12 protein-coding genes are annotated in these 17,576 nt (G+C 60.5%); 6 read left to right on the forward strand and 6 right to left on the reverse strand.

From position 1 onward, the window contains the following. Positions 1–300: 300 nt before the first annotated feature. The 4 genes from eutC to Q1V60_RS22785 all read right to left on the reverse strand — a co-directional run bounded on the left by eutC (position 301) and on the right by Q1V60_RS22785 (position 5,717). On the reverse strand, positions 301–1,134 hold the full coding sequence (gene eutC, locus Q1V60_RS22770; protein WP_300635044.1) for an ethanolamine ammonia-lyase subunit EutC: 834 nt from the start codon (positions 1,132–1,134) through the stop codon (positions 301–303). Further along, a complete protein-coding gene (locus tag Q1V60_RS22775; protein WP_300635046.1) occupies positions 1,131–2,525 on the reverse strand; it encodes an ethanolamine ammonia-lyase subunit EutB in 1,395 nt (464 codons plus the stop codon). The genes eutC and Q1V60_RS22775 overlap by 4 nt, the downstream gene beginning before the upstream one ends. 64 nt (positions 2,526–2,589) lie before the next feature. Next, complete coding sequence (eat, locus tag Q1V60_RS22780) at positions 2,590–4,023, reverse strand: ethanolamine permease (protein ID WP_300635048.1); 1,434 nt, start codon at positions 4,021–4,023, stop codon at positions 2,590–2,592. A gap of 173 nt (positions 4,024–4,196) precedes the next feature. Further along, positions 4,197–5,717 (reverse strand): aldehyde dehydrogenase family protein, encoded by a 1,521-nt coding sequence (locus Q1V60_RS22785; protein WP_300635050.1) that lies wholly within the window; start codon positions 5,715–5,717, stop codon positions 4,197–4,199. A 274-nt stretch (positions 5,718–5,991) separates the two neighbouring features. Between Q1V60_RS22785 and Q1V60_RS22790 the strand changes: the two genes are divergently transcribed. From Q1V60_RS22790 to Q1V60_RS22815, 6 genes are all read left to right on the forward strand, one after another. Further along, a complete protein-coding gene (locus tag Q1V60_RS22790) occupies positions 5,992–7,911 on the forward strand; it encodes a sigma-54-dependent Fis family transcriptional regulator (protein ID WP_300635052.1) in 1,920 nt (639 codons plus the stop codon). A 183-nt stretch (positions 7,912–8,094) separates the two neighbouring features. After that, positions 8,095–11,292 (forward strand): hypothetical protein, encoded by a 3,198-nt coding sequence (locus Q1V60_RS22795; protein ID WP_300635053.1) that lies wholly within the window; start codon positions 8,095–8,097, stop codon positions 11,290–11,292. Between the two features lie 97 nt (positions 11,293–11,389). Continuing rightward, positions 11,390–12,454, forward strand: coding sequence for a hypothetical protein (locus tag Q1V60_RS22800; protein ID WP_300635055.1), 1,065 nt, complete (start codon positions 11,390–11,392; stop codon positions 12,452–12,454). A 134-nt stretch (positions 12,455–12,588) separates the two neighbouring features. Further along, positions 12,589–13,938, forward strand: a complete 1,350-nt coding sequence (mpl, locus tag Q1V60_RS22805; protein ID WP_300635057.1) for a UDP-N-acetylmuramate:L-alanyl-gamma-D-glutamyl-meso-diaminopimelate ligase — start codon at positions 12,589–12,591, stop codon at positions 13,936–13,938. Further along, positions 13,935–14,564, forward strand: a complete 630-nt coding sequence (gene ubiX / locus Q1V60_RS22810) for a flavin prenyltransferase UbiX (protein WP_300635059.1) — start codon at positions 13,935–13,937, stop codon at positions 14,562–14,564. The genes mpl and ubiX overlap by 4 nt, the downstream gene beginning before the upstream one ends. Beyond that, on the forward strand, positions 14,557–14,841 hold the full coding sequence (locus Q1V60_RS22815) for a YceK/YidQ family lipoprotein (protein WP_300635061.1): 285 nt from the start codon (positions 14,557–14,559) through the stop codon (positions 14,839–14,841). The genes ubiX and Q1V60_RS22815 overlap by 8 nt, the downstream gene beginning before the upstream one ends. 261 nt (positions 14,842–15,102) lie before the next feature. Here Q1V60_RS22815 and Q1V60_RS22820 read toward each other — a convergent pair whose 3' ends face one another. Continuing rightward, entirely contained in the window at positions 15,103–15,744 is a 642-nt protein-coding gene (locus Q1V60_RS22820; RefSeq protein WP_300635063.1) for an oxidoreductase, read from the reverse strand. Positions 15,745–15,773: 29 nt separating this feature from the next. Then, positions 15,774–17,492, reverse strand: coding sequence for a C13 family peptidase (locus tag Q1V60_RS22825; RefSeq protein ID WP_300635064.1), 1,719 nt, complete (start codon positions 17,490–17,492; stop codon positions 15,774–15,776). Between the last annotated feature and the right edge of the window lie 84 nt (positions 17,493–17,576).

The raw sequence follows: 17,576 nt of genomic DNA on the forward strand, positions 1-17,576 counted from the left end.
GTGGCGAGGGAGCTTGCTCCCGTTGGGGCGCGAAGCGGCCCCAAAAATGGGACTGCTACGCAGTCCAGCGGGAGCAAGCTCCCTCGCCACAGGGACCGGTTCTGTCTTAACTGACCGGCATTAGGGCAAGCCCGCTCCCACAGGGGCACAATGTTTGATGCGTTGCGTCAGTCATCGCTGGGTTCCAGGGGGGCTTGGGTAATCCGCATGCCAGGCTCGGCTTCCAAATGGCGTTTGACCACGCGCGCGGCCGTGGCTCGATGCTGCCTAACACCGCAAAAAAGCGCAATCGTGCTGCGGTCAGTCCGCAGGTGGACTGAGCAGGAAATTGCCTTTCATCAGGTCCGGGTCGTCCGAGTCGAGGGTTTGCAGCTGGGCCTCATCCTTGAGATTGACCCCGGACAGCTGCCGCCGACAGGCCTCGCGCATCAGGTACAGCAGGCGATGGGCCGCCATGCCGTAACTCAGACCTTCCAGGCGCACATTGGAGATGCAGTTGCGATAGGCGTCGGTGAGGCCGACCTTGGGGTTGTAGGTGAAATACAGCCCCAGGCTGTCCGGCGAACTGAGCCCCGGCCGTTCGCCGATCAGGATCACCACCATTTTGGCGCCGAGCAGTTGGCCGATCTCATCGGCCACGGCTACACGGCCCTGTTCTACCAGGATCACCGGTGACAGCGACCAGCCTTCGGCGTGGGTCTGTTCTTCCAGGCGTGTCAGAAAGGGCGCCGTATGTTTATGCACGGCCAGTGCCGACAGGCCATCGGCCACTACGATCGCCAGGTCCACCCCATCCGGATGCGCCGCAGCGTAGTCGCGCAAGGTTTGCGCCGAGTCGTCACTCAGCCGGCGCCCAAGGTCCGGGCGTTGCAGGTAGATATGCCGGTCGGCGGCGGCGCTGTGCAGCAACAGGCTGTCGCGGCCGCGTTCAGCGAATTGGCGGCTCAGCCCTTCATGATCGAACGGCAAGTGCACCGCGTCCCGAGCCTGGGCGTGGGCAAACTGGAAATCCAGTTGCGCGCCAGTGGGAATGCTGGTGCCGGTACGGCCCAGGGCAATGCGCGCCGGGGTCAGGCGGCGCAGTTCCAGCCATGGGTTGTCAGGCAGGTCGAGTTGCACAGGCGGCTCCTTCATCCCAGTTGCGCCAACGCATGGCGAAACGCCGGCGGCAGGCTGTTTCCGAAGCGTACCTTGCCGCCTTCTTGCGTAAAAATGCCCATTTTCGCCAGCCACTGCTCGAACTCCGGCGCCGGTTTCAAACCCAGTGTCTGGCGGGCGTACAGCGCGTCGTGAAATGAGGTGGTTTGGTAATTGAGCATGATGTCGTCGGAACCGGGGATGCCCATGATGAAATTGATCCCGGCCACGCCGAGCAGGGTCAGCAGGGTGTCCATGTCGTCCTGGTCGGCTTCGGCGTGGTTGGTGTAGCAGATGTCGCAGCCCATCGGCACGCCGAGCAACTTGCCGCAGAAGTGGTCTTCGAGACCGGCGCGGATGATCTGTTTGCCGTTGTATAGGTACTCGGGGCCGATGAAGCCGACCACGGTGTTGACCAGAAACGGTTTGAAGTGCCGAGCCACCGCATAGGCGCGGGTTTCACAGGTTTGCTGGTCGACGCCGAAATGCGCGTTGGCCGACAAGGCGCTGCCCTGGCCGGTTTCGAAATACATCAGGTTCTGGCCCAGGGTGCCGCGATTGAGGCTCAGGCCCGCGTCGTAACCTTCCTGCAGCAGGCTCAGGCTGATGCCGAAGCTGGCGTTGGCCGCTTCGGTACCGGCGATGGATTGGAACACCAGGTCCAGCGGCACGCCGCGGTTGATCGCCTCGATGGAGGTGGTGACGTGGGTCAGCACGCACGCCTGGGTGGGGATTTCGTAGCGCTGGATGATCGCGTCGAGCATTTCCAGCATGGCGCAGATCGAAGCGATGCTGTCGGTGGCCGGGTTGATGCCGATCATCGCGTCGCCGTTGCCATAGAGCAGGCCGTCGAGAATGCTGGCGGCGATGCCCGCCGGTTCGTCGGTGGGGTGGTTGGGTTGCAGGCGCGTGGACAGACGCCCGCGCAAGCCCAGGGTGCCGCGAAATTGGGTGACCACGCGGATCTTCTGCGCCACCAGTACCAGGTCCTGCACGCGCATGATCTTGGACACGGCGGCGGCCATTTCCGGTGTCAGCCCCGGCGCCAATGCGCGCAGAGAGTGTTCGTCGGCCGCGTCGCTGAGCAGCCAGTCACGCAAGCCGCCGACGGTCAGGTGGCTGACCGTGGCGAAGGCCTGTCTGTCATGGGTGTCGATGATCAGCCGGGTGACTTCGTCGTCTTCATAGGGAATCAATGCTTCTTCCAGGAAGTGTTTCAACGGGGTATTCGCCAGGGCCATTTGGGCCGCGACCCGTTCGCCATCATTTTGTGCAGCCACGCCGGCCAGGAAGTCGCCGGAACGCGCCGGGCTGGCCTTGGCCATCAAGTCCTTGAGGCTGTCGAAGCGGTAGGTGTGTGCACCCACCGCGTGGGAAAAACTTGCCATACAGTGTCTCCTTAATGACGCGGGCCCAATGTGGGCAAGACATCCGCGTCGAGGTTTACGGCAGTTAGTGCAAGGCGGCCTCTGCGGCCTGGATCGCCGCGAATTCTTCTTCCGGCGTGCCTGCTACCAAGTGATGCCGGCTGTAGAAAGCAAAGTAAGCAATTAATACTCCATAGATGATCGCGGCGCCAATGACCACGCGCGGATCGACCAGAAAGCCCGCCACCACGGCCACACAGGCCAGTACCAGCGCCACGCCCGAGGTGAAAATGCCGCCGGGCGTGCGGTAGGGGCGATCCATTTTGGGGCGACGGATGCGCAGGGTGATGTGGGCGGCCATCATCAACACATAGGAAATGGTCGCGCCGAACACCGCCACCAGGATCAGCAAATCGCCCTGGCCGGTCAGCGACAGGCCGAAACCGATAATCCCGGGAATCACCAGCGCCAGTACGGGCGCCTTGCTTTTGTTGGTCTGGGAAAGTTTGCGCGGCAGGTAGCCGGCACGTGATAAGGCAAATATCTGTCGCGAATAGGCATAGATAATCGAGAAAAAGCTCGCGATCAAGCCGGCCAGGCCCACCAGGTTGACGAAGCTGCCCATCCAGGTCGAACCGCCGTAGGACAACGCCAGGGCTTCCACCAGCGGGTTGCCGGATTTGATCAGTGCGTAAGTGCCCGCACCGCCCGGCGCGATCACCAGGATCAACAGGGCAAAACTGGTGAGCACCACAATCGCGCCGATCAGCCCGCGTGGCAGGTCGCGCTTGGGGTTCTTGGTTTCTTCGGCGGCCAGGGGCACACCTTCTACCGCGAGGAAAAACCAGATCGCATAGGGGATCGCGGCCCACACGCCGACGTAGCCGAACGGCAGGAAGCTGCTGGCGCCCTTGGCGTCGCTCACCGGGATATCCAACAGGTTGGCGACGTTGAAGTGCGGCACCATCGATACCAGGAACACGCCTAGTGCGATGGCCGCAATGGCGGTAATCACGAACATCAACTTCAAGGCTTCACCCACGCCGAAGATGTGGATGCCGATAAAGATGATGTAGAACGCCAGGTAGATCATCCAGCCGCCAATGCCGAACAGCGACTCGCAATACGCGCCGATGAACACCGCGATGGCGGCGGGCGCGATGGCGTATTCGATGAGGATCGCCGTGCCCGTGAGGAACCCGCCCCAAGGGCCGAACGCGCTGCGGGCAAACCCATAGCCACCACCCGCGGTCGGAATCATGGAGGACAGTTCGGCCAGGGAAAAACACATGCACAGGTACATGGTGGCCATGAGCAATGTGGCGAGGAACATCCCGCCCCAGCCGCCTTGGGCCAGGCCGAAGTTCCAGCCGGCGTAGTCGCCGGAGATAACGTAGGCGACGCCGAGGCCGACTAACAGCACCCAGCCGGCGGCACCTTTTTTAAGTTCGCGTTGTTGAAAGTATTGGGAATCGACTTTTTCGAAGTCGACGGAAGATCCAGTCGGTTCGCTAGGCATGGGGAAGTACCTTCCATTCTTATTGTTTTGGTCCCGACAAGTTGGCGCCGGGTAATGCAGGCGCGAGCCTGCTCGCGAAAAACTCGAGTGCGCTGCGGGCAGCCAGGCCACCCGCGTTATCGTTAACGCTCTTCGCGAGCAAGCTCGCTCCTACCGAGGGCGTTGATGTTGGGTTAGAAGAAGCCCAACGGATTAATGTCGTAGCTCACCAGCAAGTTCTTGGTCTGCTGGTAATGGTCCAACATCATTTTGTGCGTCTCACGCCCCACACCGGACTTCTTGTAACCGCCAAACGCGGCATGCGCCGGGTACAGGTGGTAGCAGTTGGTCCATACGCGGCCGGCCTTGATCGCGCGGCCCATGCGGTAGGCGCGGTTGATGTCACGGGTCCACAGGCCGGCGCCCAGGCCGAACTCGGTGTCGTTGGCGATCGCCAGGGCTTCGGCTTCGTCCTTGAAGGTGGTGATGCTCACCACCGGGCCGAAAATTTCTTCCTGGAACACGCGCATTTCGTTGGTGCCCTTGAGCAGGGTTGGCTGGATGTAATAGCCGGTGGCCAGGTCGCCGCTGAGCTTCTCGACCTTGCCGCCGGTGAGCAGTTGCGCACCTTCGGCCTTGGCGATTTCCAGGTAGGACAGAATCTTGTCGAACTGCTGCTCCGACGCTTGGGCGCCGACCATGGTGTCGGTGTCCAGCGGGTCGCCACGTTTGATCGACTCGACTTTCTTCATCACCACTTTCATGAAGTCGTCGTAGATCGACTCCTCCACCAGCGCCCGTGATGGGCAGGTGCACACTTCGCCCTGATTGAAGAACGCCAGCACCAGGCCTTCGGCAGCTTTTTCGATAAATGCAGGTTCGGCTTTCATGATGTCGGCGAAGAAGATGTTCGGCGACTTGCCGCCCAGCTCAACGGTGGACGGAATGATGTTCTCGGCCGCCGCATGCATGATGTGCGAGCCCACCGGGGTGGAACCGGTGAAAGCGATCTTGGCGATGCGCTTGCTGGTGGCCAGGGCTTCGCCGGCTTCTTTGCCGAAACCGTGCACCACGTTCAGTACGCCGGGCGGCAGCAGGTCACCGATCAGTTCCATCAGCACGCTGATACCCAGCGGCGTCTGCTCGGCCGGCTTGAGCACCACGCAGTTACCGGCGGCCAGGGCCGGGGCGAGTTTCCAGGCGGCCATCAGCAGCGGGAAGTTCCACGGGATGATCTGGCCGACCACGCCCAGGGGTTCGTGGAAGTGGTAAGCGGCGGTCAGTTCGTTGATTTCGGCGCTGCTGCCTTCCTGGGCGCGGATGCAGCCGGCAAAGTAGCGGAAGTGGTCGGCGGCCAGCGGGATATCGGCGTTGAGGGTTTCACGCACGGCCTTGCCGTTGTCCCAGGTTTCGGTGATGGCCAGCAGTTCGAGGTTCTGTTCGATGCGGTCGGCGATTTTCAGCAGTACCAGCGAGCGGTCCTGGGCTGAGGTTTTGCCCCAGGCGTCAGCGGCGGCGTGGGCGGCGTCCAGCGCCTTGTCGATGTCTTTGGCGGTGGAGCGCGGGAAGTCGGCGATGGGCTTGCCGTTGACCGGCGAAGTATTGGTGAAGTAATTACCGTCGACCGGCGCAACGAATTCGCCACCGATGTAGTTGCCGTACTTGGCCTTGAACGAAACGATGGCGCCTTCAGTGCCGGGGTGTGCATAACGCATGGGGGGTATCTCCTGCTTTTATGTTTATCGGAGTACAGCGCGTCAAAGCGCGTTATAAAACGTAGAGCAAAGGCCGGGCCACAGCCCGTGGGCGCCAGCAAAATCAAGGGGTTGGTTTTGTTAGCGGCACATTACTGTGGCGAAGTCGATACAGCCTGGGTGACAGTGTGTGCCATAACCGGTACAGCCTGTGACCGGTGGGTCGGCCCGGGATTGCAATGGTTGGGTGCCTGGGGGATGCTGGGCGTTCTCATGCAGGGAGAATAATAAGAACATGCACAACGATCATTTCAGTCGTCATGCCCAGCAGGTGATGACCGTCACTCGCGGGCAGCAGGCGCCTCAAGGCCCTGGCAGTGACCCGTCCATCGCCCGTTCCTGGCTGCGTTGCCTGGAGGACTACCACCTCGACCCTGCGCAGACTATCGCCCCCACCGTGCTTGAACATGGCCGCTTGCTGGAAAGCCGCGAACGCCTGCGCCAAGTGCTGCACATCGCCGGCAACGAGATGAACAGCCTGCACCAGCAGCTCTCGGGCGCAGGCCACGCGGTGTTGCTTACCGATGCGCGTGGGGTGATCCTCAACTGCGTCACTGCACCGTCCGAGCGCAAGATCTTCGAACGCGCCGGGCTGTGGCTGGGCGCTGATTGGAGCGAAGCCTGCGAAGGCACCAACGGCATCGGCACCTGCCTGGTCGAGCGCCAATCCCTGACCATCCACCGTGACGAGCATTTTCGCGGTCGCCATACCGGGCTGACCTGCTCGGCGAGCCCGGTGTTCGATCCGCACGGTGAGTTGCTGGCGGTGCTGGATGTGTCGTCGGCCCGCGAGGCCGTGTCGCGCCAGAGCCAGTTTCACACCATGGCATTGGTCAACCTGTCGGCCAAGATGATTGAAAGTTGCTACTTTTTGCGCCATTTCGAACACCACTGGTTGCTGCGCTTTCACCTGCAGGCCGAGTCGGTCGGGTTGTTCAGTGAAGGGCTGCTGGCGTTTGACGGCGAGGGGCGCATCTGTGCGCTCAACCAGAGCGCACTGAACCTGTTGGGGCAGCTTCGTGGCGGCTTGTTGGGCCAGCCGGTGGAAGCGGTGTTCGACTGTTCCCTGGATCAGTTGCTGGGCCGCGCCTGCGCCAACGCCACGGCGAGCTGGCCGTTGCGCACCCGCGATGGCCGGCAGCTGTTCGCGGCGCTACGCGGGCAACCGCGCCCGGCCCCTGCACCCACCGCCAAGCCCGCTGTTCTCGACCGCGCGCGCTTGCCCGGTGTCTGCCTGGATGACCCGACGCTGCGACAGGCTTTCAGTCAGTCTGTGCGGGTGTTCGAGCGCGACGTGCCCTTGCTGATCAATGGCGAAACCGGCTCGGGCAAAGAAGCCTTCGCCAAAGCCGTGCACCTGGCCAGCCAGCGTGCCGACAAAGCGTTCGTTGCCCTCAACTGCGCCGCTATTCCGGAAAACCTGATCGAGAGCGAACTGTTCGGCTATCGCGGCGGCAGTTTTACCGGCGCGCGCAAGGAGGGCATGCAAGGCAAGCTGCAGCAAGCGGATGGCGGCACCCTGTTCCTCGATGAGATCGGCGACATGCCCCTGGCACTGCAGACGCGACTGCTCAGGGTGCTGGAAGACCGCCTGGTGGTGCCTATCGGTGGTGAGCCCCAAGCCGTAAACGTCAGAATTATCAGCGCGACCCACCGCAATTTGCTGGCCCGGGTAGAGGACGGCGGCTTTCGTGAGGATTTGTATTACCGGCTCAACGGTCTGGAAGTTGCCCTGCCGGCGTTACGTGAACGCTGCGACAAATCGCAGTTGTTGGACCTGTTGCTGGCGCAGGAAGCCGCTGACCAAGCGGTGTACCTGGAGCCCGCCGCGCGCGCCGCGTTGTTGGGGTTTGCCTGGCCGGGTAACGTCCGGCAGTTGCGTACGGTATTACGCACACTGGTCGCGCTGTGCGAAGACGGCACGATCGGGCTGGAAAATTTACCGCCGATGATTCGTCAGGCCCGTGCCCCTCACCCTCAGCTAAGTGCTTCTTCACTGTCCCCCTTTGAAGAGGCCGAGCGGTCAACCTTGCTGGCCGCTCTGGAGCAACAGCGCTGGCACATGAGCCATGCGGCAACGCAACTGGGCGTGAGCCGCAATACACTGTATCGAAAGTTGCGGAAGTACGAAATTTCACGAGGCCCGGTAGTTTAGACTACAAGGGTTTTTAACTTTTCTCTGTGCGTAAGTTAATAAATAACTGGCGCCTGTAAGTTGCCGGATTCGGCAATAATATGTCGATTTTAAAAGTCGAACATTTTTCATGTTTGCCCCACTCATTAAGTACATTAAGGCTTCGGTTGCTTAGAAGCTTATTCACTGCGTCGAGGGTGGGTTATGAATATTCCAAGTGCGTATGCGCTCCAAATGGCGGCGTCCTTCGGGTCGGGAGTTGATACGGGTGAACGATATGAACCCGGCGCTGGCTCAGTCGTCATTGATAACAGCCGCCTTACGGCCCCGACAAGTAAAGAGCAGCCAACGAGCCGAGCCGAGGCCGATGCTGAAGTCGCCCGTTCATTTGCCGCCTTATTGCTCGACGCAGGCTATAGAACTTCCGCCACGCCACCCGATATGCAGGTTGCGCCGCACTCGACAGTAGGGCTTTGGTATGCCCAATTAGACGGTGCTTTTAAAAGCGAGGGCTTTCTGGCATGGGCTGAAAACCAAGGGCTTGATCTGCGCTGGCTGACGCTGATTCCCACTCGCGGGGAAATAAAAGGCTATGTAAACGGCCGGCCCAAAACCTTTTATCTGTCAGACGATTCAGGGTGGTCTGATGTTTCCCGCACGCTCCTGTCCCTGGGTAGGGTGTTCGCCCCCGAATACGGTCAAGCGGTGCGATACCCAGGGAGCGCGCAGGGCGGCGTGTCGATGGACCTGGTCGCGCAATTTTACGGCGAGCCCGATCTGTATGACGCCGGGCGAGCCAGCGTTCGCCTCAAACAGTTTCAGGATAATCCCGGCTTCAATGTGGATGAGCATCACCTGTCGACCCGCTCCGACACCGCGCTGGCGGCGCATCGGCAAGCGCTGGGCGATGAAGCCAACCGGCACAGGCTGATCAGCGCATTGAACGCCCTGGTCGACGACGCTGATGGGCGTGTTGATCCGCAGAAGATCGTATCCATTGATCCTCGTTCCGCGCTGTTTGATCGTGAGCATCGCAACACGATGAGCGTCGCCCAAATGCTCAAACTTGAGGGTTATAAAGTACCTGTTAACAGTGCAGAGGCTCACGCCTTGGCCTCGGCGCTGTCCATTGACCTGGCGCACAGGGCGCCGGGCGCGCAGGCCGGTGGTGTACGGCCTATCGCGCGTGAACTGTCATCCACGTCGCTGCGCAAGATGGGAAAGTTTGTAAAGGCACAGACCCAGGCGCCCACCCCTTCAGAGACAGCGAGCGCGCCTGGGGCCAATAGCCTCTTGAGCCGGTTGATCAGCCATCTTCCAGGCCACTTGAGAAAGTCCATGGCTGATTACCCGTCCGGCGCCCTCGACCACCTTATACGCACCCCCGAGGCGCAGCGGCTGGGTAAGTTGATTCAGAACGTACTCAAGGTCATCGATACGCCGACCAGTGCAATTGAAAGTCTGAGCGTTGCCTTGGTGCAGGAGCTCGATCCTGGCCTGGGCAAGTCGCGGTTCGACCTGGCGGGCTACAACCTTTATAGCGCCGATAACGTGGGCGCTTCTTCGGCTCAGATCGTCAAACGCTTTACCGCACATCTGGCCGGCAAGATCGGCAACGAGGGCGCAGCCGTTGCCGCGTACCTTTTGCTCTCGGCGGCAGCCCCTGAGTTCCTGGTCAAAGACATCCCGCCCACGCTTGTATACGGCTCCCATGCCTGGGCGAGTTTTTGTATAGCGGTCTCGCGCATAGAGCAGCAAGTGCCTGGCGCGGCGGCAAACATGACGTTCAGCCAAGTGATGGATTACGGTAATACGCCACCCGTTTCCGTTGAGGGTGAGGATCAACTGAACATCGCCCTGCACGATCCGATCATTGCGTGGGGTATCGCCAATCGCGTCATCGACGCCAGCCCGAGCCATGCCTATTCGGATGCTCAGGCCGAGCAGGCGCTAAAGGTATTTATCAAGCAGCAAAAAGAGCTTCACTGGGCCAGTAACGCCATGCGAACACCACCGACGACGCGGCGGGAATTGGCGCTGGCAGAGTTGAAGCGGGTATTTCCCCAGATAGACCCGACGCTTGAGGTGATGCAGCAGGCCTCCCTGAAACATACTCCGCTGTCGTTGTTGGATATCTATATGACAGGGCCGATCCAACCGGACTTTTGGATATCCAAGGATGCGCAGCGTTTTCCTTATGAACGCATGAAGTCACGCCTGTCTGAGCTGACACCTGACATCAATAAAGTGTTTGCAGCGAAGTTTCAGGAGTACCGCAATGTTCAGGCAAGTGCCTGGGCTATCCAGTTCAAGTATCAGCTTTCACAGTTGCCTTTGGCGGACAGGGCGCTTATCAGCCAATCGGACGTCAGTTTCTTCGAGGTGTCTCGCGCCTATATCAAGAACGGGCTTTGCACCTCCGGGTTGTTCACGCCCAGGGAGTGCCTGCCTCCGGCGCCCACCGCGCAAGAACTTGAGGCGTTGAAGGGCAAGCACGGGTTGTTGATGAAAGTGGTAGCGCCTGATGGCAACGTCAGCGCCTACAGTTACTTTCCCGCTGAAGGCACGTTCGTCAAAGAAGACGGCTTTCCGAGCCGCCGGATCGAGCTGGATGACCGCTCCTATTTTGGCAAGGACAGCGAGGGTTATATTCCGGGCTTGCCGCATACCTACGCGCAGTATGGCGTCACTGTGAAAAAACCTGATCTGCCCGCGCCGCACGGGGAAAAACCGGGTGACTACTTCTCTGATCACTATGGCGCCCTCGCACAAACGGCAGCAGGCTATTTCACCGAGGATTACAGCGCTCTGCAGAGTGAAGCGGCGGGCGTGACCGATATTGAAAAAGGACGTGCTTACGACCAAAAACTAAAGAGTTTCTTCCTGAACCTCGTGCCTTTTTACGACGGTGTTCAAGACGCGATCAAAGGTGATGTAGGCGGGGCGTTATTAAATATCGGGTTCGATATGCTCGGTTTTTTAATCCCGGGGGCGAATGCCGCGCGCAACGCTGCCAGGGCCGGTAAAAGTGTATTGACTGTTATTAAGAACGGAGTTGTGGCGGGTATTGGTGCGTCCGTGGGTTACACCGATTCAGTCGATATTGCAAAAAACTTAAATAAAGCTGCGCGCGCTGGTTACAAAGATGTGACGTATTTGGCCGAGCATGGCCATGGTGTGTTGTCTCGTTTGAGAGGTCACTATGGAAGTTATGACGTTAATAAAATTTATCGGGAGGGCGATGTTGTAAAAGGCTTTTTTCACGCAGCTGACGATAATGTATGGCAACCCACGGTAGCCATTTTCAAGAAGGGTGCCTGGTATGCCTATAACGTTGTCACTAAAACGACATTCGGTGTTCAGCTGGCGCAGTTTGGCGCTGTCAATTCATTACACGCCTGATGCAAGAGTGTTTTCAGGACGAGTGTTTTTCAATGGTTAATGTTCATTCGGCAGGTAATGCGAGTGGTTTATATCAATTCAAATAAGGTGAATGGCGATGAAACGTTCCACAACAATAACAATGGCATTACCTCCTGTCCGCACTTCGATTGCAGTCATAGGGCTTGGCGCTCGAAAAAAAGCCTATCGAACCACCCGGTGCTCCAGAGTAGGTGATGTGATTGGCGGCCTCCTGAGGGGCGGTTCCAGAGAGAGTTTGCCAAGCCCGACACGGGTTGAAGCACCCAGCATTGGAGGCACCACGCGCAGCAGCGTGGAGGCAGGCCACCCGACGTTCGATCAAGGGTTCGTGGACGCCAGAGTGAGCGGCTTCGACGGCCCCGGCCACGCCAGTGGCACCTGGCAGCCGGGGGACGCGCGCCCCGCAAACGCCGGGCAACCCCCCGAAATGGCCGCATATGCAGAAAAACAGCGTAAGGCCTGGCAAGCCGCCAGGGATGCGCAAATCCGTGACCAATTATTCGGAGAGCCCAGTCCCGGCCGCGTCAATGGACAAGATGCCGGACCTTTTTCTGCGCAGGCCCTTGAGGAAAATGCCAGGAAAGCGGTCAAGGCAAAGGAGACAGCCCTTCCGCCGACCAATAGAACCCTGCTCAAGACCGCGGCGATCACGGCGGCGATCAACGTACCGTTAACGGCGATCGGCGTGATCGCCTCCGGGAATGTCAACGAAGCGCTCAAGCCACTTATCAATCCGGCGTCTGCGCCGGTGACGCAAGAAAGCATCGAAGAAGGGCGGCTCGTCGACTATGCCCAAAACAACGTTTTTCTGCTGGTCAACACCCTGTCGAGACTGCGCGAGGAGCAGCTTGTCAGGCCCGACCTGGCATGGGTGATGCAAACAAGGGATGAACGCCTGGACTCGCTTGAGGCCATGGTCGGCTATGTGGAACGGGAGCTGGGCAAAGACGCCAAGGCTCTGGGCATTGACTTTCAACCGGCGTCCACGGGGCCTGAAAAAGACGACGTCAAGGCACGTGTAATTGACCTGGAAAGCCGGATGGCAGCTCTTACTGCTTTGCTGGGGGTGATCAACGTCACGCCTGTTCCTGAGGCCAACGCACCAACTCTGCACGTCGAGAACTTATCGGGCGGCCAGTAGCCTCAAATGGCCGGCGCCGTGTCAACTCGCCCCCTGCGCCCGTCGTATGCGCCGACGGGCGTTTCGCGCTCAGCTAAAGCGTGCGAACTTTCCCACCCTACGCTAACCTGCCTCGATGTTTTACGAGGTCAACTATGCACATTCATATTCTGGGTATCTGCGGCACGTTCATGGGTTCGATGGCGGTTCTGGCCAAAGAGCTGGGCCATCATGTAACGGGCTCCGATGCCAATGTTTATCCGCCCATGAGCACGCAGCTACAGGCGCAAGGTATTGAACTGACCCAAGGTTACGATCCCTCACAATTCGACCCGGTGCCGGATCTGGTGGTCATTGGCAACGCGATGTCCCGTGGCAACCCAGCGGTCGAATACGTGCTGAACAAAGGTTTGCCTTACGTATCAGGCCCCCAGTGGCTGGCTGACCACGTGCTGCAAGGTCGCTGGGTGCTCGCGGTTGCCGGCACCCACGGCAAGACCACCACCAGCAGCATGCTCGCTTGGGTGCTGGAGCACGCAGGCATGGCCCCCGGCTTTTTGATCGGCGGCGTGCCGCAGAACTTCTCGGTGTCGGCCCGCTTGGGCGATACGCCGTTTTTCGTGATTGAGGCCGATGAGTACGACAGCGCCTTTTTCGACAAGCGCTCCAAGTTCGTACACTACCGCCCGCGCACGGCGATCCTGAACAATCTGGAGTTCGATCATGCCGACATTTTCCCTGATCTTCCGGCCATCGAGCGGCAATTCCATCACTTGGTGCGCACCATCCCAAGCGAGGGCCTGGTGATCCATCCGACCACCGAACCGGCGTTGCAGCGTGTGATCGACATGGGCTGCTGGACCCCGGTGCAAACCACCGGCGCAGGCGGGCAGTGGCAGGTCAAGTTGCTCAGCGAAGACGGTTCCCGATTTGAAGTGCTGTTCGAAGGCGAAGCCCAAGGCATCGTCGATTGGGACATGACCGGCCAGCATAACGTCGCCAATGCTTTGGTGACCCTGGCGGCTGCGCGACATGTGGGCGTGACGCCTGCCATGGGCGTCGCCGCACTGAGCGCGTTCAAGAGCGTGAAGCGGCGGATGGAAAAGGTTGCCGACGTGAATGGGATTACCATCTACGACGACTTTGCCCACCACCCCACGGCGATTGCCACCACGTTGGATGGCCTGCGCAAGCGCGTCGGTGCTGCGCAGATCATTGCGATCGTCGAGCCGCGCTCTAACTCCATGAAGCTGGGCGCGCACCGCGACGGCCTGCCCGAAAGCGTCAATGACGCCGACCAGGCGGTCTGGTACGCGCCCGCCAACCTCGGCTGGGACCTGCCGGCCATCGCCGCACTGTGCACCGTGCCGTCGAAGGTATGTGACTCTCTGGAGGGCATCATCGAGCACGTCAAACACCTGGCCAAGCCCGGCACCCACGTGGTGATCATGAGCAACGGCGGCTTCGGCGGCCTGCATGGCAAGCTGGCCGAGGCGCTCAAGTGAGCGGCCCGGAACGCGTCACCCTGGCGATGACCGGCGCGTCCGGTGCGCCGTATGGCCTGCGCCTGCTTGATTGCCTGGTGCGTGAAGACCGTGAGGTGCATTTCCTGATCTCCAAGGCGGCGCAGTTGGTCATGGCGACTGAAACCGATGTCGCATTGCCGGCCAAGGTGCAGATGATGCAAGCCTTCCTCACCGAATACACCGGTGCGGCGGCGGGGCAGATCAAGGTTTACGGCAAAGAGGATTGGATGTCGCCGGTGGCTTCAGGCTCCGGTGCGCCGGCGGCGATGGTGGTGGTGCCTTGCTCCACCGGCACCCTGTCGGCGATTGCCACCGGGGCTTGCAATAACTTGATCGAGCGGGCGGCGGACGTCACCTTGAAGGAGCGTCGCCAGTTGATTCTGGTGCCACGCGAAGCGCCTTATTCCAGCATTCATCTGGAACATATGCTCAAGTTGTCGAACCTGGGTGTCACCATCTTGCCGGCATCGCCTGGTTTTTATCATCAGCCGCAGACCATCGATGACCTGGTGGACTTTGTGGTGGCGCGCATTCTCAATCTGCTGAATATCCCGCAGGACATGCTGCCGCGTTGGGGCGAGCATCATTTGAGTGGCGATGAATAAGGCGCTGTTGATCGTGCTGGCGCTGCAGCTGACGGGCTGCGCCACCGCTCGCACGCTGGATGCGGCGCAACCGGGCGCGCCGGTGGTGTATGCAGGTACGCGGCTGGATATGTACGCGATTAACGGAGGCTGCTGTGCCAGGGACAGGTTTGGCGCCGAGGCCCCGACCTACCCCCATGTCGACCTGCCCGCCAGCGCACTGCTCGACACTTTGCTGTTGCCGTTGTCGGTGTTGACCGTGCTGGGCGTGGGCTTTAACGCCACGGGTGGCCTGTAGCGCGATTGTGCCTGTGCGAGCCCCATCGTGGCATAGGTCTCTACAGAACGCCGGGAGCTGAACACCTGTGGTGAGGGCGCTTGCTCCGTGGCGGCGGGGCAGCCTACCCGGATGGTGGTTTGGTGCGAGTACATATCCGTTGCTTGGGTAACGGCCGCTAAGGGTTCCGCTTTTTACAGCGGCTCACTTTTGAAAAGCGCAAAAGTAAGCAAATGTAGGAACAGGCTTGCCTGCGAAGGCGGCCCGGCAGCCGCCCAGCCATCACTTGCCTAGCTTGCGCAGCTCATCCGACTCCACCACCCGCACGCCATTCTGTTCTTCCAGCGCCAGGCGCCACATGGCTCGGGCCAGTTCGCACACTTCGATACCGTGGTACTTACCCGGAATCAGACGGGACAGCGGGCCGGCCAACTGTTCGGCGAGGCGTGGTTCCAGTCTTTCGCCCAACAGCAGCGATGGCCGCACGATGGTCAGTTGCGGCCAATCCTGGGCTTTCAACGCCAGTTCCATTTCCCCTTTGACCCGGTTGTAGAACACCGAGGATTTCGGGTCGGCGCCAATCGCACTGATCGCGATCAGGTGCCGCGCGCCCATTTCCCGTGCGCGTTTGGCGAAGGCCACTACCAGGTCCAGGTCGACCGCACGGAACGCCGCTTCGGAGCCGGCCTTTTTGATCGTGGTGCCCAGGCAGCAGAAAGCGATATCCACTTGGCCACTCAGTTGGGGCAGGAACACTGCCGGGTCGCCCACCGGGTTGTCCAGGCGTGGGTGTTCGGCAAGTGGTTTGCGGCTGGGTGCCAGCACGCGGGTTACGGTGGGTTCGTTGAGCAGGCGGTCCAGCAGATGTTCGCCGGTAAGGCCGGAAGCGCCGGCCAGCAGGATATGCTGCGGTGTCAGGTACATGGTGTTTCCCCCTTGTTGCACGTTACAGCTTAGTTGCCTTTGGCTTCCTTGCTATTCATTGAGACGCTTTCGAGCGCCTTTCGTGCCTGCTGTTTGCGTAATAGTTGCCAACGGGCGATCACGCCCTTGGGCGCCCAGATCTGCGGTTCGGAGGCTTCGAAGTTGTCCGCCTGCTCGCGTTCGGCCACGTGCAGTTGTGCCAGTTTGAAGGCTTGTTGCAAATCGTCGGTTTGGTTGAAAGCCTGTGCGAAAAGGGCATCGCCGAAGTAGGTAAAGTCCGCTTCTTCGGAACAGCCGAACGACACGCGATCGGCGCGCGAGGCGGTCATGATCAGCGTGTGTTCATCCTTCAATGCCGGGATAAATCCGCCGGAGTAACACGCGGAAATCACGATGATCTTGTCGCGGTTTTTCAGTGGCGCGAGCACGGCGGCCAGCTCATCGGCCGGCAGGTCGGCCAGTTCCATACGGGGTTGGTCCAGCACCAGTTCGTGTTCATGAGTACCGTGGCTGGTCATATAGATGAACACCAGGTCTTCCGGCCCGCTGCGTTCGGCCAGGGTTTGCACCGCTCGGCGCAGGTTTTCGCGGGTGGCCATGGGACGATCGGCGATATGGTCGCGGTGGTTGACCAGGCGAATCTGCCCATGGGCACCGAAGCGGGTGGCGAGCAGGTTGCTGACGTAATCGGCTTCACGCAGAAATACGCTTTGCTTGCCGTCGCCGGCCAGCGCCAGGGTGTACAGCTCCACGGCCGGCGTGGATGGGGGGACGGCGGCGAGGGCGTCCGCCAGCAAGTGGCCCTGGGCCAATACGCCGATTTCCAGTGGGTCGGGCAGCAGCGTGCCCTCGGCATCGCGCACGCGCATGCCGTTGACCCAGGTGCCGGCTTGTACCGTGCCGTCGCTCAGCACCAGGGTGCCGCGGCCCTGGTAGCTGTCGCTGTCGAAACCGCCGATATAGAAGCTGCCATCGGTAAGGTTCAGGCGACCTTCGCCGCTGAAGCGCCAGTCACTGAACTGGCCAACGTAGTGGCTGCCATCGACGCCGATCAATTCGCCTTTGCCGCTGAGGGCGCCTTCCTTGAAGTGGCCGATCCATACGTCGCCGTCGGCGTTTTCGTAGCGGCCCTTGCCGTTGAGCTGGTTCTGTTTGAATTGGCCTACGTAGATATCGCCATCCGCGCTGTTGAACGTGCCGTTGCCTTCGAGCTGACCATCGACAAAGTGGCCGCTGAACTGATTGCCGCTGTCGTCGTTGCGCTGGCCTTCGCCATTGGGTTTGCCGTGGGCGAATTGGCCCTGATATTGGCTGCCGTCCGCCAGTTCCAGGCGCCCAAGGCCGGAATACTGGTCGTCTTTGAATTCGCCGCGATAGGTCATCTGCCCCTCTTTGAGGGTGCCTTCGCCGTTGCGCCGGCCGTTCTTGAAGCCGCCGACGTAGCTGCTGCCCGCAGTGGTCAGGCGGCCCTGGCCGTCAAACAGGCCTTGCTTGAACTGGCCCTTGTAGACTTCGCCGTTGCTGCCATGCCATTCGCCCTGCCCATGCCATTGGCCCTTATCGAACTCGCCGGCGTACCAACTGCCGTTGGGGTAGTCGACCCGGCCCTGGCCCTGCAGCAAGCCGTTGACCACATCGCCACGGTAGCGGCCGCCATCGGGCAGGCGCGCATCGGGCGGCAACAGCGATTCGCCGTCTCCGCAAGCGGTGAGCAACAGGGCAAGGGCAAGGGGAGCGAGTGGGCGCATAGCGGGATCCGGATAATTGAGCGCCGAGTATGCCGCAGCCGCAAGATTCATACATAAATTTACATACACTGTGGCAAGGTTTAT

Origin of the sequence: Pseudomonas sp. (genome assembly GCF_030147005.1) — a bacterium.
In the GTDB taxonomy this organism is placed as follows: Bacteria; Pseudomonadota; Gammaproteobacteria; order Pseudomonadales; family Pseudomonadaceae; genus Aquipseudomonas.